The sequence below is a fragment of the Ilumatobacter fluminis genome (assembly GCF_004364865.1).
In the GTDB taxonomy this organism is placed as follows: Bacteria; Actinomycetota; Acidimicrobiia; order Acidimicrobiales; family Ilumatobacteraceae; genus Ilumatobacter; species Ilumatobacter fluminis.
This window is the reverse complement of sequence record NZ_SOAU01000001.1, coordinates 2,239,922-2,264,028: the sequence shown is the minus strand read 5'-3', so window position 1 is coordinate 2,264,028 and position 24,107 is coordinate 2,239,922. Positions and strand designations below refer to the sequence as shown.

At 68.6% G+C, this 24,107-nt stretch carries 23 protein-coding genes and 1 tRNA gene; 12 read left to right on the top strand and 12 right to left on the bottom strand.

The window, feature by feature from the left end; all coding sequences use genetic code 11:
• Window positions 1-56: 56 nt before the first annotated feature.
• Window positions 57-1,277 (top strand): amidohydrolase family protein, encoded by a 1,221-nt coding sequence (locus BDK89_RS10295; RefSeq protein WP_133868868.1) that lies wholly within the window; start codon window positions 57-59, stop codon window positions 1,275-1,277.
• A 57-nt stretch (window positions 1,278-1,334) separates the two neighbouring features.
• On the top strand, window positions 1,335-2,504 hold the full coding sequence (locus BDK89_RS10290) for an LLM class flavin-dependent oxidoreductase (protein WP_133868867.1): 1,170 nt from the start codon (window positions 1,335-1,337) through the stop codon (window positions 2,502-2,504).
• 17 nt (window positions 2,505-2,521) lie between these two features.
• On the opposite strand, the gene BDK89_RS10285 is transcribed toward BDK89_RS10290, so the two are convergent.
• Both BDK89_RS10285 and BDK89_RS10280 read right to left on the bottom strand, forming a co-directional pair.
• Complete coding sequence (locus BDK89_RS10285) at window positions 2,522-4,087, bottom strand: gamma-glutamyltransferase family protein (protein WP_133868866.1); 1,566 nt, start codon at window positions 4,085-4,087, stop codon at window positions 2,522-2,524.
• A gap of 26 nt (window positions 4,088-4,113) precedes the next feature.
• The gene (locus tag BDK89_RS10280; protein ID WP_133868865.1) at window positions 4,114-5,337 is read right to left on the bottom strand and encodes a RimK family alpha-L-glutamate ligase; all 1,224 of its coding nucleotides are present in this window, start codon (window positions 5,335-5,337) and stop codon (window positions 4,114-4,116) included.
• 27 nt (window positions 5,338-5,364) lie between these two features.
• On the opposite strand from BDK89_RS10280, the gene BDK89_RS10275 reads away from it, so the two are divergent.
• Window positions 5,365-5,847 (top strand): ATP-dependent zinc protease family protein, encoded by a 483-nt coding sequence (locus BDK89_RS10275; RefSeq protein ID WP_133868864.1) that lies wholly within the window; start codon window positions 5,365-5,367, stop codon window positions 5,845-5,847.
• The gene (locus BDK89_RS10270; protein WP_133868863.1) at window positions 5,848-6,330 is read left to right on the top strand and encodes a hypothetical protein; all 483 of its coding nucleotides are present in this window, start codon (window positions 5,848-5,850) and stop codon (window positions 6,328-6,330) included.
• Here BDK89_RS10270 and BDK89_RS10265 read toward each other — a convergent pair.
• The 4 genes from BDK89_RS10265 to BDK89_RS10255 all read right to left on the bottom strand — a co-directional run bounded on the left by BDK89_RS10265 (window position 6,284) and on the right by BDK89_RS10255 (window position 9,493).
• Window positions 6,284-7,030 (bottom strand): glycerophosphodiester phosphodiesterase family protein, encoded by a 747-nt coding sequence (locus BDK89_RS10265; protein WP_133868862.1) that lies wholly within the window; start codon window positions 7,028-7,030, stop codon window positions 6,284-6,286. The two genes, BDK89_RS10270 and BDK89_RS10265, sit on opposite strands and share 47 nt — an antisense overlap.
• A 47-nt stretch (window positions 7,031-7,077) precedes the next feature.
• Window positions 7,078-8,628, bottom strand: a complete 1,551-nt coding sequence (locus BDK89_RS10260; RefSeq protein WP_133868861.1) for an AMP-binding protein — start codon at window positions 8,626-8,628, stop codon at window positions 7,078-7,080.
• 72 nt (window positions 8,629-8,700) lie between these two features.
• Window positions 8,701-8,841: a hypothetical protein gene (locus BDK89_RS21760; protein ID WP_166657506.1), complete on the bottom strand. Its 141-nt coding sequence runs from the start codon at window positions 8,839-8,841 to the stop codon at window positions 8,701-8,703.
• Window positions 8,842-8,902: 61 nt separating this feature from the next.
• Window positions 8,903-9,493, bottom strand: a complete 591-nt coding sequence (locus BDK89_RS10255; protein WP_133868860.1) for a hypothetical protein — start codon at window positions 9,491-9,493, stop codon at window positions 8,903-8,905.
• Window positions 9,494-9,816: 323 nt separating this feature from the next.
• On the opposite strand from BDK89_RS10255, the gene BDK89_RS10250 reads away from it, so the two are divergent.
• Window positions 9,817-11,001, top strand: coding sequence for an acyl-CoA dehydrogenase family protein (locus tag BDK89_RS10250; RefSeq protein ID WP_133868859.1), 1,185 nt, complete (start codon window positions 9,817-9,819; stop codon window positions 10,999-11,001).
• A gap of 68 nt (window positions 11,002-11,069) precedes the next feature.
• Here the strand turns inward: BDK89_RS10250 and BDK89_RS10245 are convergent, their stop codons facing one another.
• A complete protein-coding gene (locus tag BDK89_RS10245) occupies window positions 11,070-11,477 on the bottom strand; it encodes a hypothetical protein (RefSeq protein WP_133868858.1) in 408 nt (135 codons plus the stop codon).
• Window positions 11,478-11,535: 58 nt separating this feature from the next.
• Window positions 11,536-12,570 (bottom strand): 4-hydroxy-3-methylbut-2-enyl diphosphate reductase, encoded by a 1,035-nt coding sequence (gene ispH, locus BDK89_RS10240; RefSeq protein ID WP_133868857.1) that lies wholly within the window; start codon window positions 12,568-12,570, stop codon window positions 11,536-11,538.
• Between the two features lie 92 nt (window positions 12,571-12,662).
• Between ispH and BDK89_RS10235 the strand changes: the two genes are divergently transcribed.
• The 5 genes from BDK89_RS10235 to BDK89_RS10215 all read left to right on the top strand — a co-directional run bounded on the left by BDK89_RS10235 (window position 12,663) and on the right by BDK89_RS10215 (window position 18,291).
• Entirely contained in the window at window positions 12,663-14,072 is a 1,410-nt protein-coding gene (locus BDK89_RS10235) for a DUF512 domain-containing protein (protein ID WP_133868856.1), read from the top strand.
• Between the two features lie 5 nt (window positions 14,073-14,077).
• On the top strand, window positions 14,078-15,415 hold the full coding sequence (der, locus tag BDK89_RS10230; RefSeq protein WP_243839139.1) for a ribosome biogenesis GTPase Der: 1,338 nt from the start codon (window positions 14,078-14,080) through the stop codon (window positions 15,413-15,415).
• A 35-nt stretch (window positions 15,416-15,450) separates the two neighbouring features.
• The gene (locus BDK89_RS10225; RefSeq protein ID WP_133868854.1) at window positions 15,451-15,660 is read left to right on the top strand and encodes a hypothetical protein; all 210 of its coding nucleotides are present in this window, start codon (window positions 15,451-15,453) and stop codon (window positions 15,658-15,660) included.
• A 67-nt stretch (window positions 15,661-15,727) separates the two neighbouring features.
• Window positions 15,728-18,094 carry a hypothetical protein gene (locus BDK89_RS10220; protein WP_133868853.1) on the top strand — a complete coding sequence of 789 codons (2,367 nt, stop codon included), beginning with the start codon at window positions 15,728-15,730 and terminating at the stop codon, window positions 18,092-18,094.
• 122 nt (window positions 18,095-18,216) lie between these two features.
• Window positions 18,217-18,291: transfer RNA gene (locus BDK89_RS10215), tRNA-Pro, on the top strand.
• Window positions 18,292-18,368: 77 nt separating this feature from the next.
• Here the strand turns inward: BDK89_RS10215 and BDK89_RS10210 are convergent.
• The 3 genes from BDK89_RS10210 to BDK89_RS10200 all read right to left on the bottom strand — a co-directional run bounded on the left by BDK89_RS10210 (window position 18,369) and on the right by BDK89_RS10200 (window position 21,735).
• The gene (locus tag BDK89_RS10210) at window positions 18,369-19,589 is read right to left on the bottom strand and encodes a lamin tail domain-containing protein (protein WP_166657505.1); all 1,221 of its coding nucleotides are present in this window, start codon (window positions 19,587-19,589) and stop codon (window positions 18,369-18,371) included.
• A 155-nt stretch (window positions 19,590-19,744) separates the two neighbouring features.
• A complete protein-coding gene (locus BDK89_RS10205) occupies window positions 19,745-20,485 on the bottom strand; it encodes a hypothetical protein (protein ID WP_133868851.1) in 741 nt (246 codons plus the stop codon).
• Complete coding sequence (locus BDK89_RS10200) at window positions 20,482-21,735, bottom strand: right-handed parallel beta-helix repeat-containing protein (protein WP_133868850.1); 1,254 nt, start codon at window positions 21,733-21,735, stop codon at window positions 20,482-20,484. Before BDK89_RS10200 ends, BDK89_RS10205 begins: the two co-directional genes overlap by 4 nt.
• A 102-nt stretch (window positions 21,736-21,837) precedes the next feature.
• On the opposite strand from BDK89_RS10200, the gene BDK89_RS10195 reads away from it, so the two are divergent.
• Both BDK89_RS10195 and BDK89_RS10190 read left to right on the top strand, forming a co-directional pair.
• Complete coding sequence (locus tag BDK89_RS10195) at window positions 21,838-22,029, top strand: YegP family protein (RefSeq protein WP_133868849.1); 192 nt, start codon at window positions 21,838-21,840, stop codon at window positions 22,027-22,029.
• On the top strand, window positions 21,951-22,739 hold the full coding sequence (locus tag BDK89_RS10190; protein WP_133868848.1) for an SOS response-associated peptidase: 789 nt from the start codon (window positions 21,951-21,953) through the stop codon (window positions 22,737-22,739). Before BDK89_RS10195 ends, BDK89_RS10190 begins: the two co-directional genes overlap by 79 nt.
• A gap of 85 nt (window positions 22,740-22,824) precedes the next feature.
• Here BDK89_RS10190 and BDK89_RS10185 read toward each other — a convergent pair whose 3' ends face one another.
• Complete coding sequence (locus BDK89_RS10185) at window positions 22,825-24,048, bottom strand: serine hydrolase domain-containing protein (protein WP_133868847.1); 1,224 nt, start codon at window positions 24,046-24,048, stop codon at window positions 22,825-22,827.
• Window positions 24,049-24,107 lie beyond the last annotated feature (59 nt).

Below are 24,107 nucleotides of genomic sequence, written 5' to 3'. Positions count from 1 at the left end.
GATGCTACGGGCCGAGACCTTCGCGCGACCGCGTGCGGTTCCGTACGCTGACGGCGATGGGCACGGTGTTCAGGAACGGGCGGCTGCAGGACGGACGATCGGTCGATGTGGTGGTGGACGACGGTCGCATTGCGTCCGTCGGACCGTCGGACCCGACCGGTCAGGTGACCTCCGACGACGGCGATCTCGGCGGCTTCCTGCTGCTGCCTCCGATGGCCGAGCCGCACGCCCACCTCGACAAGGCCCTCACGAGCGAGGCCGTCCCGAACCCGACTGGCGACCTCACTGGAGCCATCGACGCCTGGATCGCCGCCGACGAGCGCGGGGTCTTCACGCACGACGACATGGTGGAGCGGGTCGACGAGGCGCTCCGCAAGCTGGCGCTGAACGGTGTCACGGCCGTGCGAACCCACGTCAATGCAGGCGGGGGCGCCGGGACCTGGCACCTCGACGCGACACGAGAGGCTGCGGCTCGTTGGGCGGGCAAGGTCGACGTCGAGTTCGTCGGTCTCGTGCACACGCCGATCGTCGGCCCCGGCTCGGACGACAACGTGGCGGCGCTCCGGGCCTGTGCTGCCAGCGGCGCGCTCGTCGGCGGGTGTCCGCACCTCGAGCCCGACGGCGCCGCCGCCATCGACCTGGCGATCGCGCTCGCCGAGGAGTTCGACACCCCGATCGACCTCCACACCGACGAGACCCTCGACCCGACGATGCTGACGCTGCCACTTCTGGCGCGCCGGGTGATCGACACCGGCCTCGACCGTCGGGTTGCCGCCAGCCACTGTGTGAGCCTCGGGATGCAGACGCCGGACGTGCAGTCCGACGTGGCTCGTCTCGTGGCCGAGGCGGGCATCGGCATCGTCACCCTGCCGCAGACGAACCTGTTCCTCCAGGGTCGGGAACGACCGACCGCCACCCCCAGAGGGCTGACGGCGATCGCCGCCCTGCGCGACGCCGGCGTGGTCGTGGCGGCCGGCGCCGACAACGTGCAAGACCCGTTCAACCTCGTCGGCCGGTCCGATCCGCTCGAGACCGCTGCGCTGCTCGTCATGGCGGCCCACGTCTTGCCCGACGACGCGTACGACATGGTGAGCAACGCGCCCCGGATTCTGATGGGGTTGCCGCCGGTGCGCTTCGAGGTCGGCGACCCGGCCGATTTCGTCGCGATCGACGCACCGTCCGTGCGGGCGGCGATCGCCGACGCGCCCGCCGACCGGGTGGTCGTCCGGGCCGGGCGAGTCGTCGCCCGCACCGAGACGACGCGCACGATCTGCTGACACTCCGTTCACCGTCGCCGTTTCCGCATCGGAGGCCCGACCTGCGACGATACGGACATGGCCGATCTCAAGCTGGGTGCGTTCTTCTTCGGTGGTGTCGAGATGTCAGACGCCGGTGCCGGACCGCCCGACCCGATGGACCGCCGCTTCTCCAACGAGGAGTGCTGGAAGGCGACGCTCGACTACATCGACTCGGCCGTGGTCGCCGACGAACTCGGCTTCGACTCGTTCTGGACCACCGAGCACCACTTCCAGTACGAGGGATACGAAGTGATCCCGAACGGGCTGCAGATCTCGACGTGGATCGCCGCTCGCACCAAGCAGATCCGCATGGGAGCGATGTTCAACGTCGTGCCCCAGTGGAACCCGCTGCGCCTCGCCGAAGACTTCGCCACGCTGCACAACCTGTCGGGCGGTCGCGGCATCCTCGGGGTGGGACGCGGCACCGTGCCCCGCGAGGTGCTGCACCTCAACGACAAGGGTGTGTCGATCGGCTCGCTCGACAACCCCGACCAGAAGGCTGCCGACGTCCTCAACCGTGAGGTGTTCGAGGAGTCGATGGAGATCGTCCGTCGAGCGCTCGCCAACGAATCGTTCTCGTTCCACGGCGACCACTTCGACATCCCGGTGCCGGGCATCCCCGACCGTGGGTCGACCGTCCAGGAACTCACGCTGGTGCCGCGGCCCCTGTACCCGTACGAGATCTGGCAGGCGGTCACCAGCCCGCCGACGCTCGACTACGTGCCGGTCGTCGGCCACGGTGCCGTGTTCTGGAACCAGCACTACTCGTTCATCAAGCGCTTCTGGGACAAGTACGGCGAGACGTACGAGCAGTCACACGGCACCACGCTCGCCCCGAGCGAGAAGCGGATGCTGGTGATCGCCGTCCGCATCGAGGACAGCTACGAGGCTGCGGTCGAGTCGGCACGGCCGGGTCACGACGAGTTCTGGAAGTTCCTCGGACCGTACGGGTGGAGTCGTGGCTACATGGGCGACGACGGCAAACCCGCCCAGCCGGGCCTCATCCCGACGCTCGACGAGTCACTCGAGAACAAGACGATCCTGCTCGGCACCCCCGAACACGTCGCCGAAGGCGTGCAGTTCTACCGCGACCTGCTCGGCGTGGAGAACCTGACGATCTTCCCGCACCTGCTCGGCGACAGCTACGCCAAGGCCAACGAGCAGATGACCCGCTTCAAGCAGGAAGTCGTCCCGCTCCTGAGCTGATCCCGGCTGGGGGCCGTCTATCGGCCGATGGCGGCGCCGATGCGACACCGGGGGTCTGCGGCGCCCGACAGGCCGTGATCGTCACGGACGATGGCGTGGGCGTGGCCGAAACCGGAGTCGTACTCGGGGAGCCGGTCGACGCGGTGACCGCGGGCGACGAGGCCGGGTTCCCAACCGTCGGGGGCGTGTCCCTCGACCTCGACGCGTTGGTGATCGAGGTCGCTCCAGGTGTCGAACCCGGTCTCGGGCCCGGCCAACGCCCAGCGGGCGGAGTTGATGGCCTCGGCCGGCGACTGACCGTGGAGGAACAGGCGAGCGGCGACCTGGAGCAGGATCTGCGGTTGGGCGTCGCCACCCATCGTGCCGAACACCGAGACCAACTCGCCACCGCGGGTCGCGAGCGCGGGCGACAGGGTATGCGGCGGGCGGCGGCCGGGGCCGAGTTCGGCGGGGTGTCCGGCCTCGAGCGAGAAGCCGAGGCCTCGGTTGTGGAGGTTGATGCCGGTGTTCGGCTCGGCGAGCCAACAACCGAAGCCGGACGCGTTCGATTGGATGAGCGACACCGCGAGGCCGTCGGCTTCGGCGGTGCACAGGTAGGTCGTGTCGCCGGCCGACGCCGGTGCGTGATAGGTGCTGGCTCGCTCGGTGTCGAGCAGATGCCGCCGTTGTCGCACGGCCTCCACGAGGGCATCGCCGTCGGCGTGCTCGTGCAGCACCTGCGTGCGGTCGTAGCCGGCGAGCTTGGCCGCCTCGATCAGCAGGTGCGCCCATCGCTCGTCGTCGGGATCGGGCAGATCGAGCGGCTCGGCAGCGACGCCGCCGGCCAGGGTGAGGTAGCCCTGCGAGTTGGGTCCGATGGTGTGCACGTCGACGCCGAACATCGATGCGGTCAGCGGATCGACCCAGTCGGCGCTCGACGACGCGAGATCGTCGGGGGAGTACCAGCCGTTCCCGAGCGCGAACAGGCCATCGCCGAACTCGCCGCCGTAGAAGCCGTCGCGCCCGTGTTCCACGATGGCGCGGAGTGCACGAGCGGCGCCGGGTCGGCGAACCGGCGCGCCGGTGCGTGTCGCTTGCGCCGCCAGTTCGTGCAGTTGCTCTCGGCCTGCCTGGTCGAGGCGAGCCGTGGAACCGACCAGGAGCGGACTGGCCGGGAACCCGTTCTCGGCCAGGTCGATCGCCGGCGCCAGCACGTCGGCGAGCGGGAGCGAACCGAACCGTTCGTGCAACGCCACCCAGCCGTCGACGCACCCGGGCACGGTGACCGACCGGATGTCGTGGTGGAACGGCATGACGGCGTGGCCGTCGGCGCGCACGGCGTCCGGGTCGGCACCCGAGCCGGCACGTCCGCTGCTGTTGAGCGCGACGACGTCGCCGCCGGTGTGCACCAACGCGAACAGGTCGCCGCCCATGCCGCACAGGTGCGGTCCGGTCACGGCGATCGCGGCGTTGGTGGCGATCGCCGCATCGACGGCGTTGCCACCCGCACCGAAGATCGCATCGCCCGCTCGGCTGGCGAGCTGGTCGGCGGATGCGACGAGGTGGCGGCTTCCGCGGACGGACGACTGGGGGAGCGGGTTCATGCCGCCCGAACCTAGCGGTGACCGGGCTACGAGGTCGGGGCGTCGAGCTCGTCGTCGGGCCGCTCGTCGTGGATCGGCACCTTCGGCAGCTTCTTGACCCGTGCCCGACGCTTGCGGCGCTCGGGGATCATCGATCGCATCTCCTCGAGCTTGCCGAAGCACAGCAGGCGATCGCCCGCCTCGAGCTCGCGTCCACGACGCGGGTTCGGGATGACGGTGTGGCCACGGTGCAGCGTGAGGACCGTGATGTCGCGGTCGCCGAGGCCCGACTCACCGAGCGTGGTGCCGACCAGGTCGGCGCTCTCGTGCACGACCAGTTCGGCGACCCCGTAGCCGGTCGAGACGGTCAGGCGCTGGCGGACGTCGATGTCGGGGAACGCGACCTGGTTGTCGATGTAGTCGATGATCGCACCGGCGACGTCGAGCTTGGTCGCCGTCTCGATGCCTTCGAGGCCGGGGGAGGAGTTGACCTCCATCACCATCGGGCCGTCCTTGCCCTCGAGCATGTCGACGCCGGCAACGCGCAAACCCATGATCTGGGCCGAGCGGACGGCGGTCTGTTCGTACTCGGGGTCGAGCTCGACCGGCTCGACCGAGCCGCCACGGTGCACGTTCGAGCGGAACTCGTCGCCTTGGGCGACGCGCCGCATCGCCGCGACGACCCGGTCGCCGACGACGAGGGCGCGGATGTCGCGGCCCTTGCTCTCCTTGACGAAGGCCTGGATCAGCACGTTCTGCTTCGTGCTCTGCATCGTCTCGATGATCGCCTCGGCCACCTTGTTGTCGGGGGCGAGGATCACGCCGATGCCCTGCGTGCCCTCGAGCAACTTGATGACGACCGGGGCGCCACCGACGCGTTCGATCGCCGGGATCACGTCGGCACGGTCGCGGACGAACGTGGTGGCCGGCATGCCGATGTTGTGGCGGCTGAGGATCTGGATCGCCCGCAACTTGTCGCGCGAGTTCGCGATGCCGTTCGCCGTATTCGGGGTGTAGACGTCCATCTGCTCGAACTGGCGCACGACCGCCGTACCGAAGTACGTGATCGAGTTGCCGATCCGGGGCAGGATCGCGTCGTAGTCCGACAGTGGTTTGCCGCGGAACTGGAGATCGGGTTCGTCTTCGGACAGGTCGATGCCGAATCGCAACGTGTTGAGCACCTTGACCTGATGACCGCGGTCGAGTGCGGCCGTGCGGAGGCGCTGTGTGCTGTACGACTTGGGGGCGCGGGACAGGATGGCGAGTTTCATAGCCGAGAATTGGCAAGCTAGCGGGTGATGAGCGAGTCGTCAGCACAGTTGGCCGTCGCGGGATGGCGAGAGTGGATCGGACTGCCCGATCTCGACGTGAGTTGGGTGAAGGCCAAACTCGACACCGGCGCCCGATCGTCGGCCATCCATGCGTGGGACATCGAGCCGTTCGAACGCGACGGCGCCGAGTGGGTGCGGTTCCAGCTCCACCCGTGGCAGATGTCCGACCTCGACGCCGTCGACGTCGAGTTGCCCGTCGTCGACCGGCGCACGATCCGCAGTTCGACCGGTCACGAGGAGGAGCGGTACGTGGTGCGGACGAAGATCCGTGTGCTCGACCTCGATCTCACCGCCGACCTGACGCTCACGAACCGTGACGAGATGGGCTTCCGCATGCTCGTCGGACGCGAGGCACTGCGCGGCTCGATCCTCGTCGATCCGGGACGCTCGTACATCGGGCCGCGGCCCTCACGCGCGACACGGAAGCGGAACCTGCAAGAGGTCGACTGAGTGCGGCTCGCCGGGCGGGCGGCGGCGGCAGTCGGCGCCGTCGTTGCGATGGTGGGGACGTTCCTGCCCTGGCTCGCCTCCGGGGCGGTCGATCGGTCGAGCTACGAACTGCTCGACATCGTCGAACGGCTCGGCTTCTCACCCGACGGGCTGGTCGGACTGGCCCTGACGATCTGGCCGCTGGCACCGCTCGGACTCGTGATGTGTGTCGTCGCCCAGTGGCCGTGGCGCGGCTGGCAGGACCGGTGGGCCGGTTGGGGAGCGGTCGCGGTCGCGACCGTGGTCGCGCTCTACGTCGGTGCGACGGCGGCCGCGGTGCTCAGTGCACCTGAGGTCGGCCTGTTCCGGGTGCGGTGGGGAGCCTGGGTCACCCTCGTCGGAGCGCTGACGATGCTGGCCGGCGCCGGCATCGACGCCGCCGGCGTCCGCCGAGATCTCAGGCGGGGTCGACCCACTGGCCGCGATCGGTCAGCACCTGCTTGAGGACGGCGGGGCGGTCGGTCATCAGCCCGTCGACGCCGAGGTCGAGCAGACGGTTCATCTCGTCGGGGTCGTCGATCGTCCAGACGTGCACCTGCAAGCCGCGACGGTGGGCCCGCTCGACGGTCCGCTTCGTCACGATCGCGACGGGCCCCTGCTTCACCGGCACCTGTGCGCACTCGCCGCCCCACGGCACGGTGGCGCCCGTGACCAGCGCCGTCACCTGGGCCGGGCCGAAGCTGGTACACAGGCCGGGGCCGAGCGCCCTACGGATGCGGCGAAGACGACGGTCGTCGAAGCCGCCGACACAGACCCGGTCGAGACAGTCGAGACGCTTCAACGAAGCGATCAGCCCGTCGACGCCGGAGTCGGCCTTGCAGTCGATGTTCACCCGGGCGTTCGGGAACTCCTCCATGAGATCCTCGAACAGGGGGATCGGTTCGGTGCCGTCGACTCGGGCCTGCTGCACCTCGCTCCACGGGAGCTCGTCGATCCGCCCTTCTCGGCCGCAGGTGCGGCTCAGGTCGTTGTCGTGGAACGCCACGAGCACACCGTCCGAGGTCGAGTGCACATCGGTCTCGAGATAGGTGTACCCGAGTTCGACCGCGTGCCGGAACGCCGGCAGCGTGTTCTCCGGATTGTCACTCGCCCCACCCCGATGAGCGAACGCCAGCGGCCCCGGCCACTCCAGATACGGATGCATCCCGAGGAGGCTAGGACCACCCCGAGCAGCGAACCCAATACCCGCCGTCAGATGGCGCGGCCGGCGGCCTTCCAGTACTCGTCTTTGAGGAGGCGCTTGTAGAGCTTGCCGGTGGGGTGGCGGGGGAGTTCTTCGCGGAAGTCGACGCTGCGAGGGCACTTCACGTCGGCGAGGTGCTCGCGGCAGTACTTGATCAGCGAGGCCGACAGGGCGGCAGCCGCCTCGTCGTCGGCGGGCATCTCCTTCGGCTGCACGACGGCCTTGACCTCTTCGCCGAAGTCGTCGTTGGGAACACCGAACACGGCGACGTCGACGACGTCGGGGTGCATGGTGAGCACGTTCTCCGCCTCCTGCGGATAGATGTTCACGCCGCCCGAGATGATCATGTACGCCTTGCGGTCGGTCAGGTAGAGGTAGTTGTCCTCGTCGAGGTAGCCGACGTCGCCGAGGGTCGACCATCCCTTCGGGTGGCGCGAGCCGGCCGTCTTCTCGGCGTCGTTGTGGTACTCGAACTCGGCGCCGCCCTCGAAGTAGACGGTGCCGGACTCGCCGACCGGGACTTCCTCGCCGTCCTCGCCAACGATGTGCACGACGCAGTTGATCGGCATGCCGACGGTGCCCTGGTGCCCGAGCCACATCTCGCTGTTGCAGTAACAGAAGCCGTTGCCCTCGGTGCCGGCGTAGTACTCGTGCAGCACCGGGCCCCACCAGTCGATCATCTGCTTCTTCACCGGGACCGGGCACGGGGCCGCGGCGTGGATCACGCACTCGAGCGACGAGACGTCGTACTTCGCCCGGGTCTCCTCGGGCAGCTTGAGCATGCGCACGAACATCGTCGGCACGACCTGGCTGTGGGTGACGCCGAACTTCTCGATCAACCGGAGGTAGTCCTCGGCATCGAACTTGCTCATTACGACGACGGTGGCGCCGATCGCCACGGTCGACATGCAGAAGCGGAGGGGAGCGGCGTGGTACAGCGGGGCGGGGGAGAGGTAGGTCTTCGAGGCGTCCATCCCGAACAGCACGCTGAGCATGCCGGCGACGCCGGTGACGCGTTCCTCGATCGGCTGCTGGTCGAGTGCCGGCATGACGCCCTTGGGGCGGCCGGTCGTGCCGGACGAGTAGAGCATGTCGGTACCGGCGACGCGGCCCTCGAGCGGCTCGGCCGACTGGGCCTCGACCGTTGCCTCATAGCTGTCGTAACCCTCGATCGTGTCGTCGAGCATGAGACGCAGTTCGAGGTTCGGGCAGGTGTCGATCAGCGACTCCGCCTGATCCGACTTGTACTTCGACGTGATGTAGCCGCGGGCGCCGCAGTCGTTGATGATGTAGGCCAGCTCTTCGTCGTTGAGGCGTGACGACGCAGCGGTGTAGATCAGTCCGGCGTACTCACACCCCCACAGCACCTCGAGGTAGCGAGGGTGGTTCTCCATGCAGAGGGCGACGTGGTCGCCGGGTTGGAACCCCGCGTTGCGGAAGACCCTGCTCAGGCGGTTCGCCGCAGCGTCGAGCTCGGCGAAGGTCTGGGTCCAGCCGGTGTCGGCCATGATGACGGCCGGCTTGTCGGGCTGGGTGGCGATGTGGGTCCCCGGGAACATGGTCGCCGAACGTAGTGCGGGACCCGGTCGGCGTGCCGAATCGTGGCGACCGTTTTCGCCGGGTTCGTGCGATCAGGCGCCGTCGGACGTCGGCACCAGGGCGTCGTGCGAGCTGGCGCTGTCGGAGGTGGGCACCACGGCGCCCGGCTCGGTGGCGGGCGGGCCGGGGTTGTTGGCCGTGCCTCGGCATGCGAAGTCGATGTAGGCATTCACCCGGGCCGCCGGCTCCTCGTCGGGGAGCCAGCCCAGCCCGGCCCAGGCCGGGTTCGTGTGTTCAGGCGCCGTCGGAGGTCGGCACCACGGCGCCCGGCTCGGTGGCGGGCGGGCCGGGGTTGTTGGCCGTGCCTCGGCATGCGAAGTCGATGTAGGCATTCACCCGGGCCGCCGGCTCCTCGTCGGGGAGCCAACCCTCCTCGGCGACGAGCTGCTCGTCACTCGGCAAAGTGGTCGATCCGGACGGCGGTGCGGGCGGCACGGTGGCGTCGGGCGGCAGCGTCTCCGCTGGGCCGCCGAGGTCGTCGGGCGAGATCGTGTCGATCGTGGCACCGGGCACTGTCGCGACGGTGCCGGTCTCGAGTGCGGCGATGACGGCGCGGAACTCGGCGTCGATCTCGGCGGGCACGTCGGGGAGGGCGGCTCGGTATGCCTCGAGCACCTGCTCGCTGGTGTCGACGGACGGGTCAGCGGGCAGTGCCTCGTCGAGCGCGATCATCTGCTGGCAGAACGGTGTGAGGCGGATCGCCGGCTCGGTCACGGCGGGCACGGCAATCGCAGGCTCGGTGGTGTCGGTCGTCTCGCTCGGACCCGTCTCGGTACAGGCGGCCGTCGACACCACGGTCAGGAGGACGATCGGCAGCACACGCACCTGGAGCAGTCTGTCAGGCCCGCCGCCCCACCACACCTCACCAGGCAGTTCCCGGGTCGTGACTGCTCGGGCGCCCAACTACGCGGTGGCAGCCGCCGACATCACGGGAACCCTGGGTCGCTGGGTAGCGCGTGTCGCCGCCAAGACGGCAGCGAACGCCTACCGACCACGGTTCTCGGCGGCTGACGTCCGGCATCCCGCACGAAAGGCGCCGAGATCGGTCGAACCGTTCGTTGGTGTTCGGGATGCCGGGCCTCGGGCCGCCGAGAAGGTGGGGCGTCCGGTTCGGCGTGGCGCTCGAGGCGTCGGTACGGTGCCGGGCCATGAGCTCCGACGAAGCGCGCGTCAACGATCTGGTCGAGCATCTGCTCGAGTCGCACCCCCCGGCCACCACGTCGGCGAAGGACTTCCTGGGTGCTCAGTACGACCTGGGTCTTGCCTGGATCCACTTCGACGAGGGATACGGCGGCCTCGGCCTGAACCCGAAGCTGCAGCAGATCGTCAACGAACGCGTCCGTGACGCCGGCGGCCCGTTCTGCGGCGCACGGAACCCGATCGGCTACGGCATGTGCGGTCCGACCGTGCACGTGTGGGGCAGCGAAGAGCAGAAGCAGAAGTACCTGCGCCCGCTCTTCACCTGCGAAGACATCTGGTGTCAGCTCTTCTCCGAGCCCGGTTCCGGCTCCGACTTCGCCGGCCTCTCGTCGCGTGGCGTGAAGGACGGCGACGAGTGGATCGTCAACGGCCAGAAAGTCTGGACCACCCTCGCCCACGTCTCGAAGTGGGGCCTGCTCGTGGTGCGCACCGATCCCGAGGCCGTGAAGCACGCCGGCCTCACCGCCTTCGTGGTCGACATGGAGGACCCGACGGTCGAGACCCGCCCGTTGCGTCAGATGACGGGCGAGGCGGAGTTCAACGAGGTCTACTTCACCGACACCCGCATTCCCGACGCCGAGATGCTCGGCAAGCCCGGCGACGGGTGGCGGGCCTCGCTCACGACGTTGATGAACGAGCGCACCTCCATCGGTGGTGCCATCCCGGCGCAGGGTTCGGGCACGATCGCCGACCTGATGGCCGTCTGGTCGGAGCTGCCCGACGAAGGCAAGGACGCAGCGTCCCGCGACCGAGTCATGGAGCTGTGGATCCGCGCCGAGGTGCATCGCCTCACCAACATCCGTGCCAGCCAGAACCGCCGCATGGGTGACCCTGGTCCGGAGGGCTCGATCGGAAAGATGGAGTCGGCCAACCTCAACAAGGCCGTGTACGAGGCGATGATCGACCTGATGGGCGCCGAGGGCATGCTGTACGGCGAGTACGCGATGACCCGACCGGAAACGGCCATGGGCGGCTCGAGCCGTCAGCAGCGCTTCCTGCGGTCACGCGCCAACTCGATCGAGGGCGGCACGACCGAGGTCATGCTCAACATCCTCGGCGAGCGCGTGCTGGGCCTGCCGGGCGACGTCCGCGTCGACCGCGACGTCCCCTGGAGCGAAGTCCCCCGCAACTGACCTGCGAAGGCGTGAACAAACTGCGGAATAGTTCCGCAGTTTGTTCACGCATTCGGCGTTTTGGGGTGTCAGCGGCCGGTGGTGAGGATGAAGCCGACGTACATGGCGGCGAGGGCGGCGAGGAAGCCGACGGCGCCACCGACGGCGAGCGCCACCTTGGAGCGGCCGAACTGGTGGACGGCGACGGCCACGCCCGACGTGGCCACGAGCATGATCTTCACGCCGAGGGTGACCTGGTAGGCGGCCCAGCCGCCGGCGTCGACCTCGAACATGTTCCAGATGCCGGTCACCACGGCGACGACGAACGCCGGCCAGGCGATCTTGCCGAAGCCATTGGCGATCGCCTTGACGGCGTCGGGGTTCGTCTTGCGGATCTGGGGCACGAGCCCCACCATCACGACCTGCCCGCCGACCCAGACGGATGCGGCGATGACGTGCAGGAACAGGCGGATGGTCTCAGCGGTGGGGGAGAGCACGGTGATTCTTTCTCGTGGGGGCGCGGCGGACGACCGCAGGGTGATGACTCGGGGATGACTATTCGGTGAGGGCGGCGAGCACGTCGCTCGCCGGGAGGCTGCGATCGTCCATCGCCGGCCGCTCGAGCAGCGCACCGCCGAGCAGGGCCGTGCTGGCCATCTCGATCGAGCCCTGGAGCTCCCGGATCGCCCGTGGCGGCGGGAAGTACTCGTCCTCGTCAGTGATCGAGACGACGTCGATGCCGTTCTGCGGGGCCAGCCGGGCCAACACGGCCTCGACGAGTTCCTCCGGGGCCGACGCGCCGGCGGTCACGCCGACGATGCCCTCGAGATCGTCGGGCACCTGATCGGCGACGTTGATGCGGTACACGCGCTCGCACCCGGCCTCACGGGCCAGCTTCTCGAGCGCCCGGGTGTTCGACGAGTTCGACGACCCGATCACGACGATCGCGTCGCACTCGGGGGCCATCGCCAGCAGCGACGACTGTCGATTGGTGGTGGCGAAGCAGAGGTCGGAGCGCCCGGGCGTCCAGACGTCGGGGAATCGCTCGCGCACCCGCACGGCGACACCTTCCCAGTCGCGGTGGGAGAGGGTGGTCTGGGCGAGCAGGGCGACCGGCTGGTCGAACTCGGGCAGGGCGTCGACCTCGGCCACGCTCTCGACCCGGTTGATCGAGTCGGGGGCGACCGCCATCGTGCCGACCGCTTCCTCATGTCCGTCGTGGCCGACGTAGACGATGCGGTAGCCCTTGCCGGAACGGACCTTCACCTCGTGGTGCACCTTGGTCACCAGCGGGCACACCGAGTCGACGACGAAGCTGCCGCGCTCGGCGGCGGCCGACACGACTTCGGGCGCAGAACCGTGGGCCGACAGCATGATCGGGCGTCCCTCGGGCACCTCGGCGATGTCGTCGACGAAGACGACGCCCTGGCGCTCGAAGCGCTCCACCACGATCTTGTTGTGGACGATCTCGTGGTAGCAGTACACGGGCGGTTCGAACGTGCGAACCATCCACGCCAAGGCCTTGATCGCCATCTCGACGCCGGCGCAGAAGCCCCTCGGCTCGGCCAGCAGTACCCGGTCGACATTCATCGTGCCGGTCAGCGTACCGAGCACGGGTCGCCGGACGGGCTCACACGGCGGCGGGAGGTGTCCGACCCGTCGGCTCGTAGCCTGGTACAGCCATGTCCGCACCTGTCGTCGTCTCGATCGCGCCCGATTCTCCGGCCGCTCGCGCCGGGCTCCAGCCCGGCGACGAGATCGCGCGCGTCGACGGCATCGCACCGCGCGACGTGATCGAGTGGCAGATGGCGACCGACGTCGCCGACCCCGCCCTCGAGGTGATGCGCCACGGGATCGAAGTCGATCTCGTCGTCGACAAGCGTGAGGGCGAACCGCTGGGGGTCGAGGTGCAGTCCGCCGTGTTCGATCGGGTTCGCACCTGCGACAATCACTGCGAGTTCTGCTTCATCTACCAGTTGCCGAAGGGCATGCGCCGCAGCCTGTATCTGAAGGACGACGACTACCGACTCTCGTTCCTGTACGGCAACTTCACGACACTGACCCGCTTCACCGAATCGGATCTCGAGCGGGTCGTCACCGAGCGGTTGTCGCCGCTCCACGTGTCGATCCACGCCACCGATCCCGACGTCCGCAACCGGATGCTCAAGAACCAGCGCGGGGCGATGAGCCTGCGTTGGTTGCGGGCGCTGCTCGATCACGGCATCCAGGTGCGCGGCCAGATCGTCGTCTGCCCCGGACTGAACGACGGTGACGTGCTCGACGACACTCTCGCCGGCGTCCTCGATCGGTTCCCCGAACTCGAATCGGTCGCCGTCGTCCCGCTCGGCCTGTCGAAGTTCAACAAGGAGGACGCCATGCGCCTCCACACCCTCGACGAGGCCAACCGGGTGGTCGACCTGATCGACGAGTGGCAGCAGATCTTCCATTCCGTCCTCGGACGCCGGATGGTGTTCGCCGCCGACGAGTACTACCTGATGGCGAACCGCCCGTTCCCGGCCGCGGAGACCTACGAGGGATTCCCGATGCACGAGGACGGCATCGGGATGGCCCGCACTTTCGAAGCGGAGTTCCACGGCGAGGCAGAGGAGGCGACCGGCGTGCGCAGCGGCTTCTTCGCCGCTGTCGACCTGCCTGCCAACCCCGCCGCCTACACGGGCCTGCGCCAGCGCGATCACCACGCCGACCACACGGGGCAGCCCGAGCCGGTGCCCGTCACCCTCGGTGCCCGACGGACCAAGCAGGTTCCTACGGCCGTGTTGAGCGGCGAGTTCGGCGCCAGGGTGATCACCCCACTGATCGACGAGCTCGGACGCGACGACGTCCGGGTCGTGCCGGTCGCCAACGAGTTCTTCGGCGGCAACACCGGCGTGACCGGCTTGATGACCGGCGCCGACCTCACCCGCGTCCTGTCCGACCAGCCGGTCGGACACCGCTACCTCGTGCCCGACGTGTGCCTCTCCGACGACGGCCGCTTCCTCGACGGGGTCACCGTCGACGAGCTGCCGCGCCCCGTCGAGATCATCGCCACCGACGGCATCGCCCTGCGAACCGCATTGGAGACGGCATCATGAGTGCCATGGAAACCCAGCTCCCCACCCTCGTCATCGTGGGTCGCCCCAACGTGGGCAAGAGCACCCTGTTCAACCGAGTGCTCGGCGAGCAGCAGGCCATCGTCGAAGACCGACCCGGCGTCACCCGTGACCGCAAGGAACTCGAAGCCGAGTGGCTCGGTGTCCCGTTCCGGGTGATCGACACCGGCGGCTGGATGCCGCGGGGCAGCGACCTCGACGACAAGGTCAGCCGGCAGGTCGAGGCGGCGGTCCAGGAAGCCGACCTCGTGCTGTTCGTCGTCGATGCCAGCGTCGGCATCCTCGAGGAGGACGAGGCGGTCGCCAACTGGCTGCGTCGTGGCGACCACGAGGTGATCGTCGTCGCGAACAAGGCCGACAACAACCAGCGCGAAGAGCAGCTCTGGCAGTTCCTGTCGCTCGGTCTCGGCGAAGCGATCCCGGTCAGCGCACTGCACGGCCGTCGGGCCGGCGATCTGCTCGACGTCGTGCTCGAGCGTTTCGGCGACAAGGCCGTCGCCAACGAGCCGACCGAGGGCGCCTGGACGGGCGACGTCGAGATCGAGGCACCCGACGCGCCACGTGTCGCGATCGTCGGTCGCCCGAACGTCGGCAAGAGCACCCTGTTCAACCGGCTGGTCGGCGAAGACCGTTCGGTCGTCCACGACATGGCCGGCACGACCCGCGACGCGATCGACACGATCGTCGAGACCGAGGACGGCCCGATCGTCTTCGTCGACACCGCAGGCATGCGCCGCCGGTCTCGCATCGACGACTCGGCCGAGTACTACTCGATGGTCCGTGCCCTGCGCGCGATCGACGACGCCGACGTGGCGCTCCTCGTGATCGACGCCACCGAAGGCGTCACCGGTCAGGACCAGCGCCTCGCCGAACGCGTCGACGCGTCGGGTTGCCCGATCGTGGTCCTGCTCAACAAGTGGGAGCTGATCGACGATCCCGATCACCGGATCGAGATCGAGGCCGGCGTGAAGCGCAAGCTCGCCTTCCTCGGCGACGTGCCGGTGCTCAAGATCTCGGCGCTCACCGGCAAGAACGTGCACAAGCTGCGGCCACGGCTGCAGGAGGCGATCACCCAGTACCACCGCCGGGTGCCGACGAAAGACGTCAACAAGGTCATCGCCGACGCCCAGCAGCAGTCACCCGCCGGCGGTGGCGCCAAGGTGCTGTTCGCGGTGCAGGGTGCCACCGATCCGCCGACGTTCACGCTCTTCGTGAACCGTGAGCTCCCGCAACATCACGTGCGGTACCTGGAGCGGCGCATCCGCGAGGAGTTCGAGTTCGGCTCGACGCCGATCAAGCTCCGCATCCGCAAGAAGAGCGATTGACCAATCCACGAGCGGCGGCGGTACCGTGCCTCGCCGTGCCGTGGTGCGAAGACTGCTCGAAGTACCTGACGCCGTCTTCGCTGAACGACGACGGCTCGTGCCCGACGTGCGGCCGTCAGGTCGGTGAGATCGAGGCCCGTGCCGCCGACGAGTCGGTCGACGAGAGCACCCCGTGGCACTTCAAGCTCTTGGTGGTCGGCCTCGTCGTCTATCTCGGCTGGCGCTTCGTCGAGATCTTCGTCTGAGCCCACCGGGTCGTCCGCCTGAGGTGGCTGTTACCCCGCTGTTACCGCGGGTTGCGAAGGTCGCCGGATGTTCCTGCGACGAATCACGGCGGCCGTCGCCTTGACGGCCACCCTCTCACTCGCCGCCGACAACGCCTCGGCGGGCATCCAACCGATCGACGACCCACCCACGTTCGTCACGACGACCTCGTTCGAGGCGGTGTGGCACGCCACGGGCGCCTACAACCCCGATCGTGACGAGTTCCTGTACGTCGCCTCGAACAACGCGCTCATCTCGGCGGTGATCTTCCGCGCTGACGGCACGGTCCGGGTGCCCGAGTTCCCGATCGTCACCACCGTCTTCGGTTCGACGAGCGGCCTCGACGCGACCGGGCTCCAACTCCACGCCGTGTACAACGAGACCGAGCAGGAGTATCTCGTCACCTATCAACGCTTCGGACCACGATCGGCAGCGGTCCCCACGACCGGACGCGTCTACGGCCAGACGGTCGACGCGACGAGTGGCGCCGTCGGCGCCGCCGCAGCGCTCGACCGTGTGAACAGCGGCGACGCCCGGTGCGACGCAAGGAGCCACGACGTCACCTACGACCCGGCGACCGGCGGCTACGTGCTGGCCTATTCGATCGGGATGCTGTTCGCCACGACCGATGCGTGCGAGAACCTCAGCGGAGGTCACAAGACGACGGTCGTGCCGGTGAGCGCTGCGCTCGCGCCGGGCGCACGCGTCGACCTGCCGGGCACGATGCCGAACAGCAACGACACCTTCGCCAGCATCGACCGGCACCCCGACACCGGCCAGTTCCTGGTCGGTCGCCTCGGTGACGACGGTGGCCGCTACACCTTGATCACGCCGTCGTTCGACGTCGTGCGTGAGCATCACGTCGACAACCGGAACGTCACCAACGGTAGTTTCCCGGCGTACGTCTTCGTCGACGTCGACCCGGTCACCCGAAACTGGGTCGCCGTCACGCGAGGCTCGCAACGCGCCCAGATCATGACCCTGGCCCCGAACGGTTCAGTCGTGACACCGTCGGCGATCAGGTTCGACACCACGTTCCTCGGCATCGGGATCACCGATGACGGCGCCATCTTGGGCACGGAGTACACCAACATCGGGGAGTACACCATGTCCGGCACCAAGGTGTCGACCTACGGGCCCCTCGTCTCGTCTCTCGGCACGTTCCGGTCGTACGACGTCGTTCCGGGCGCCGACGGCCGGGTCATGGTCGCCGGGAAGCACCTCAACGGCAACTCGACCGCCGGCGCAGCGACGTTTCTCGACGTGTCCCGCACCCGGAGCATCGAGTCGTTCGCACCCGCCCGCTTCCTCGAGACCCGCCCCGGCCAGCCCGACTTCGACGGCCAGGGAAGGCCCGGTCGCCGTCTCGCCGCCGGCGAGATCCTCCGGTTGAACGTCGCCGGTCGTGGCAACGTGCCGACGGGAGCGGCGGGCGTCGTGGCCAACATCACCGCCGTCGCACCGTCGGGTCCCGGTCACGTCACCGTGTGGGACTGCATCGGTGGGGCACCGACGGCCTCGAGCCTCAACTACACCGCCGGCGCCGTGATCGCCAACGAGGTCATCGCAAAGCTGTCGGCGTCGGGCCAGTTGTGCATCCAGTCGTTCGCCGAGACACATCTGATCGTCGACGTGGTGGGCGCGATCCCGAGTGGTTCCCCGGTCGAGTCGCTCGCCCCGGCGCGGTTCTACGAGTCGCGCCCCGGCCAGCCCGACTTCGACGGGCAGGGTCGTCCCGGCGCTCGGGTCAAGGCGGGTGCGACCGTGCGGGTGAAGATCGCAGGCCGTGGTGACGTCCCGTCCGACGCCAAGGGCGTGATCGCCAACGTGACTGCGATCAACCCGTCGGGTCCCGGCCACGTCACGGTGTGGGATTGCGCCGGCAAGGCGCCGACTGCGTCGAGCCTCAACTACGCAGCGGGCACGGTCGTGCCGAACGAGATCATCGCCAAGCTGTCGTCCAAGGGTGAGATCTGCCTGACCTCGTTCGCCGACACCCACCTCGCGATCGACGTCGTCGGGGCGATCCCCGACGGTTCCGACGTCGAATCGCTCGTGCCCGCCCGCTTCTTCGAGTCGAGGCCGGGCCAGCCCGACTTCGACGGCAAGGGCCGCCCCGGTGCTCGCCTACAGGCCGGCAAGACCGTGCGGGTCCAGATCGGTGGTCGAGGTGACGTGCCCGCCGACGCAGCCGGCGTCGTCGTCAACGTGACGGCGATCGCGCCGGCGGGTGCCGGCCACGTCACCATCTGGGACTGCGCCGGCAAGGCCCCCACCGCGTCGAGCCTCAACTATGCGGCCGGTGCCGTCGTCGCCAACGAGGTGATCGTAAAGCTCTCGGCGAAGGGCGAGATCTGCCTGGTGTCGTTCGCCGACACACACCTCGCCGTCGACGTCGTCGGCGCCATCGAATAGACCCGCCCGGCAACGTCGGCGTCGTCCTGCGGTGCCGATGTTGCCGGCCGACCGGGGGTCGATATCGAGACCCTTCAGGCTGTCATTCTGTGCTCGCGATCCGGTAGCGTGATCCGCCGTCACGGGCTGTGGCGCAGTTTGGTTAGCGCACTTGTCTGGGGGACAAGGGGCCGGAGGTTCAAATCCTCTCAGCCCGACACGAAGCGGAGGCCTCGGCAGCACTGCCGGGGCCTTCGTCGTTTTCCGGTGACCGCGTCCCCGACGGCCGAAACGCCTAACAGCCGATGGTCTGGATGCCACCGGCACCGACGAGGTGGGCGATGTCGCCGTCGTTGTTCCAGACATTCTGGCGTTTCCAGACGACACGGCTCTCGGCCTCGCTCGCCTGATCACCCGTGACGATCGTCAGGGTGGCGCCCGGCTGGAGCGGCCCCCACTGTCCGAGCGGGGTCGAGTGCTTGTCGCCCTCGTCGTGCAGGCGGTAGCCCGACAGGTCACCCGGTTGGCCGCCCCGGTTGGCGATCGTGACCGTCTCGTCGTACCGGTCGCACCGGACGAGCACGATCTCGGCCGGGCCGGCGACGGGGACGATCGTGGTGGTGGTCGTCGTGGTGGGCACGGTGACGTTCACGCTCGCCGGCTGAGAGAACGGAGCGCTCGGCGCCGTTTCTGCGGTGCACGAAGCAACGACGAACCGGAGCGCGTCGTGCTCGGCCCTGGTCACCGTCAGTCCCCAGCGTGCCTTCTTGTCGATCCAGTTGATGGCGTACCCGCAGCGCGACGCCTCGAGTGGAGGCATCCATTGATCCGGCGCCTTGTCGGCCTTGCTCTGATTGGTGGCGCCCGACACGACGACGAGCGCACCGGGGGAGAGGTCGTTCGTGAAGCGGACCTTCGAGTCGATGTCCCAGGCCCATGCGCCCGCCCGATGGCCTTCGGCGAGCGGGATGAGGTGGTCGATCGTCGCCTCGTCAGCGGTGGTGAGGACTTCGCCCGAGTACGGGTCGGTCCACTGCCCGGTCTCGACGAAGCAGCCGTCGGCGCTCCAGGTCACCGCCACGGCCGACTGCTCGGCGAGGACCTGGTGCCTGGTCGAGACGCAGTCGCCGTCGAGATCGGGCCAGCCGCCCGGCTGGTACTCGTCGCGGATGTACGGCGGCCGCGCCGGGTCGGGGTCGCCGATCGGCACGGTGTCGAGCAGCGCAATCGCCTCGACCGCCACGGCCGGCGGACCGCTCACGACCGTGGTCACTGGTGGTGGGTCCGTCACCGGCGAGCCCATCGGTGGCTCCGTCGAGGGCGGCAGGGTGACGACGATGACGGTGTTCGCATCGGTGGTGGCCACGACGTCGTCACCAGTGCCGGTCGGCGGTTCGTCGCTCACTGAGACGTTCGTTGTCGTGTCGGTCACCACGTCGCCGGCAGTGTCGGTCGCCACCTCTGCTGCGTCGTCGGCCTCGGTGCAGCCGGAGCCGATGATCACTCCGACGATCACCGCCGTTGCAGCGACTCGCCGGCGCCGTTGCTCGCGGCGCGGCGAAGCGCCTCCCGTCCTCGAGGTTCCCACCATGCGCGCATCGTCGCGCACGGCGTGGCACCCGTCCAGCCGGACGAGGTGCGCTCGGGTACACCTGCCTGCTCGGCGCCTCGTCAGGGATCGAGGCCGACGGCGGCGTCGTACAGCTCGGCGACGGACTCGGCGGGGACGGCGTCGGGGATCTCGATCGTGCGCTCACCGTGAGCGAACAGGTCCGCGACGAGCGGGCGGTCGTTCGAGAGGCTCTCGAAGCGCCACATGGTGGTGCCGTCCTGCTCGAGCCACAGGATCGTCCCGGTTCCGTACCGGAACACGTCGACGGCGACGCCCTGGCTCGCCACCTCGTCGGTGCGGAGATGCGCCGTGCCGGGTTCCTGCTGGATGAGCACTGCGTTGTCGACGTCCTGAGCCGACAGCCCCAGCAGCACCTCGATCATGGCGTCGATGTCACGACCGTCAGGGTCGGGTCGCCTCGACACCCAGTCGATGTCGTCGCCCACCTGCGCGGCGAGATCGGTCAAATCGGGAATCCGCTCGTAGACGTCGGTCTCGGTCCAGACCACCTCGGCGACCGCCGCCGGGCCGGCCGAGGTGGTCACGGTCCCCCGACCCGACAGGTCGGCCCAGTCGACCTCACCCTCGAGCGTGGCCGTGTCGCCGTTCGGCAACCGGGAGGTGATCTGGAAGTCGGCACCGCCGAGCTCGCGGTTGGTCACGAGCGTCTCGGCCAACCGCGCCGCCTCGTCGTCGGTGATCTCGCGCTCGTCGTCGTCGAGCTCGATCTGGTCCTCGGGCTGATCGCCACCACAGGCGGCGAGCACGACCAGCGTCGCAGCGGCGAGCCAGCGTCTCACGGTGCCCCCGGAACGGTGATGGCAGTGAGGTCGGGCAACTCGGGGCTCGCAGCTGCCGCTACCGGTACTGCCATGACGTCGCCCGGCATCGAGGGCTGAGCCAGCGGCAGCGGGATCGTCCGGTGGTCGACGTCGGGTGCGGGGTCGGCGATGTCGAGCTCCGTCGCGTCGAACGCGATGGCGTCGCCGTCGCAGGGGAGTACCGACTCGATCGACGATGGCCGTGACGTACCGAAGGTGTTGCCGCTGAAGCAGTTGTCGTACGTGGCGACGTCGCCGCTGCCGAACTCGAAGTACAGGTCGACGCCGTTGCCGGACAGCACGTTTCCCTCCACACGGTTCCCGATCGGGTCGAACCCGTTGAGCTGCACGAGACCGATGCCGTATACGTCGTGGCCCTCGACACGATTGCGCAGCACCAGGTTCTGCGTGCCGCCGCCGATCGCGATGCCGCCGCCGGAGAAGCCGGACGTGATCGCCGGGGCCGCCGGGTCGTCGTTGTCGTGCACCAGGTTGCCGGCGAGCACCGTCTCGACCTGGGGTGCGAGCAGTTCCATGTCCTGCGAGTTCGGAGCCATCCCGAGACGATTGTGCCGGAAGACGCTGTCGACCACGTACACGTCGCCGCTGGCGTTGGTGCCGTAGTAGCCGATCGCGTTGTACTCGGCCACCGAGTCCCGGATCACGACGTTGCACGGCTTGCACTGGCCGACATAGATCCCGGAGTCGGGGCTGCCCGACGCGAGCGAGTGCTCGATCAGGCCGCCACGGGACGCGAACGCGTAGATGCCGTACAGACCGTTGTTCGCCGTGGTCACGTACGAGACGCGGTAACCGACGAGGGCGTCGTCACCGGCGCCGTACGCGCCTCCGTCGGCCGGATCGTCGCCGGTCGCCCCGTTGACGAGCACTCCGTTCTGTCGGTACGAGTGCACCGTGAGGTTCTCGACCGCGACACCGTCACTGCGCACCGATACGCCGTTGACGAGTTCGTGCTCACCGTCGAGGACGACCGCGTTGCGGTCGACACCGCGGATCGTGATGCCGTCCGTCGCCACGGTCACCGCCTCGTGGTAGGTGCCCTCGTCGATCAGCACGACATCACCCGAGCGAGCGGCGTCGACCGCCGCCTGGATCGTGGCGTGGTCGCCCGGCACCCGCAGCACATCGCCACCCGCCCCGTCATCGGCGCATCCGACGACGGCACACGCGGCGAGCAGGGCCAGCGGTGCGAGCGGTCGACGGGTCACGAATCCGTACTCTGGCACGCCTCGCCCGAGTGGTCCGGGACCACGCATCGGCGTTGCTACGGTGACGGCACCACAGGCCCGACCACCGTCACGAGGAGCACCATGGCCGGCAAGTTCGAGATCTTCCAGGACCAGGGCGGCAAGTACCGCTTCCGGCTCAAGGCCGGCAACGGTCAGGTGATCGCCACGAGCCAGGGGTACTCGACGAAGAAGGCGTGCAACAACGGCATCGAGTCGGTGCGCAAGAACGCTCCGGTCGCACCGGTCGACGACGCGACCACGAATCCGGCCTGATCATGTGCGGCCGGTTCGTCTCGTCGTCGTCGCCTGAACGGATCGCCGCCTACTTCGGCGCGGACACCGCCGTCGAGACCCTCGGCCAGAACTTCAACGTCGCGCCCACGAACGACATCTACGGCGTCGTCGACACGCCGGACGGACGCGAGGTGCAGGCGTTCATGTGGGGTCTCCTGCCGGTCTGGGCGAAGGAACGCAAGCTCGGCCAGAAGATGATCAACGCCCGCTCGGAGACGATCGCCGAGAAGCCGGCGTTCAAGGGTGTGTTCAAGAAGCATCGCTGCATCATCCCGATGGACGGCTTCTACGAATGGGCGCCCGGCGTCGAGGGAGGACCGGTCACCAAGGCCGGCAAGCTCGCCAAGCGGCCGTACTTCATCCACCGCCAGGACGACGAACCACTGGCCGTCGCGGGCTTGTGGTCGGCGTGGCGCGACAAGGCCGAGGGGTCGGACGCTCCCTGGCTCCACACCGCCAGCGTGATCACGACGAGCGCCAACGCGACGATGGAGCCGATCCACAACCGGATGCCGGTCATCCTTCCCAAGGCGATGTGGGATCAGTGGCTCGACCCGACGAACCAGAACATCGACATGCTGGCGAGCCTGCTGGTGCCGGCGCCCGACAACCTGCTGACCATGCACGAGGTGTCGACCGACGTGAACAACGTCCGCAACAAGGGCGACCACCTCGTCACCCCGGTCTGACCCGGGTCGGGTGATCTCCGGAATTGTCGACTCCGTCGCCGTTCCCTGCGACACCCGACCCGTTGGTGGCGTCGCCGTCCTTCCGTCAGTCGACGAGGGCTTGGTAGACGAGTTGCTTGAGTTGGGTGCGGATGGGGTGGGTGCTGCTCGGGAGGAGCTGGGTGAGGAACACGACCGAGATGTCCTCGACCGGGTCGCACCAGAACGCCGTGCTCGCAGCGCCGCCCCAGGCGTACTCGCCGGGTGAACCGAGCACCTTGTTCGCCACCGGGTCGAGCGACACCGAGAAGCCCAGACCGAACCCGACACCGTCGAACTGGGTCTCGGCGAACAGGGGGCGACCGTACGCCTCGAGGTCGACACCGCCGGGCAGGTGGTTCTGGGTCATGTAGTCGACGGTGCGGGTCCCGAGCAGGCGCACGCCGTCGAGCTCACCCTTGTTCAGCAGGAACCGGGTGAAGCGGACATAGTCGGCAGCCGTGCCGACCAGACCACCACCGCCCGACAGGAACATGCGCGCACCGGCCGCAGCCTCGAGCGGGCTGATGACCGCCCGACCGTTGGCGGGGTTGGGGGAGTAGAGGCGGGCGAACCGGTCACGCTGCTCGTCGGTCGGGGCGAACCCCGTCTCGGTCATCTTCAGCGGCTGGAAGATCCGCTGCTCGAAGAACTCGTCGAGCGCCATGCCCGACGCGACCTCGACGACCCGGCCGAGCACGTCGGTCGACACGCTGTAGTTCCATTCGGCGCCCGGCTGGAAGGCGAGCGGCATCGCCGCCCAGCGATCGCAGGTCTCGGCGAGATCGATGCCGTCAGGGGCACCCCACTCGAAACCACGAGCTCGGTAGATCGCGTCGGTGACGTGCTGATGGTGGAAGCCGTAGGTCAGGCCCGACGTGTGGGTGAGGAGGTGCCAGATCTTCATCTCCTCGGCGAGCCCCTCGGTGACCGGCTTCATGTGGTTGCCGCTGCGGTACACCCTCGACTCACCGAACGACGGGATGAACTTCGAGACCGGGTCCTTCAGCTCGAATGCGCCCTCCTCGTAGAGCATCATCGCGGCGACCGAGGTGATCGGCTTCGTCATCGAGTACATCCGCACGACCGTGTCGTCCGACCAGCCGATGTCGGCCTCGACGTCGCGGCGGCCATAAGTGGAGGCGTGGACGGTCTCGCCGCCGCGGTTCACGACCACCTGCCAGCCCGGCAGACGGCCGTCGTCGACGTAGTGGGCGAAGTGCCGGTCGATCCGTGCCAGACGGTCGGCGTCGAACCCCAGTGCGGACGGATCAGCGGTCTGCATGCTCATGGCCGCCAGTGTTGCAAACCGGTGCGACTCGATCCGGGTCGGGTGATCTCCCGACACAC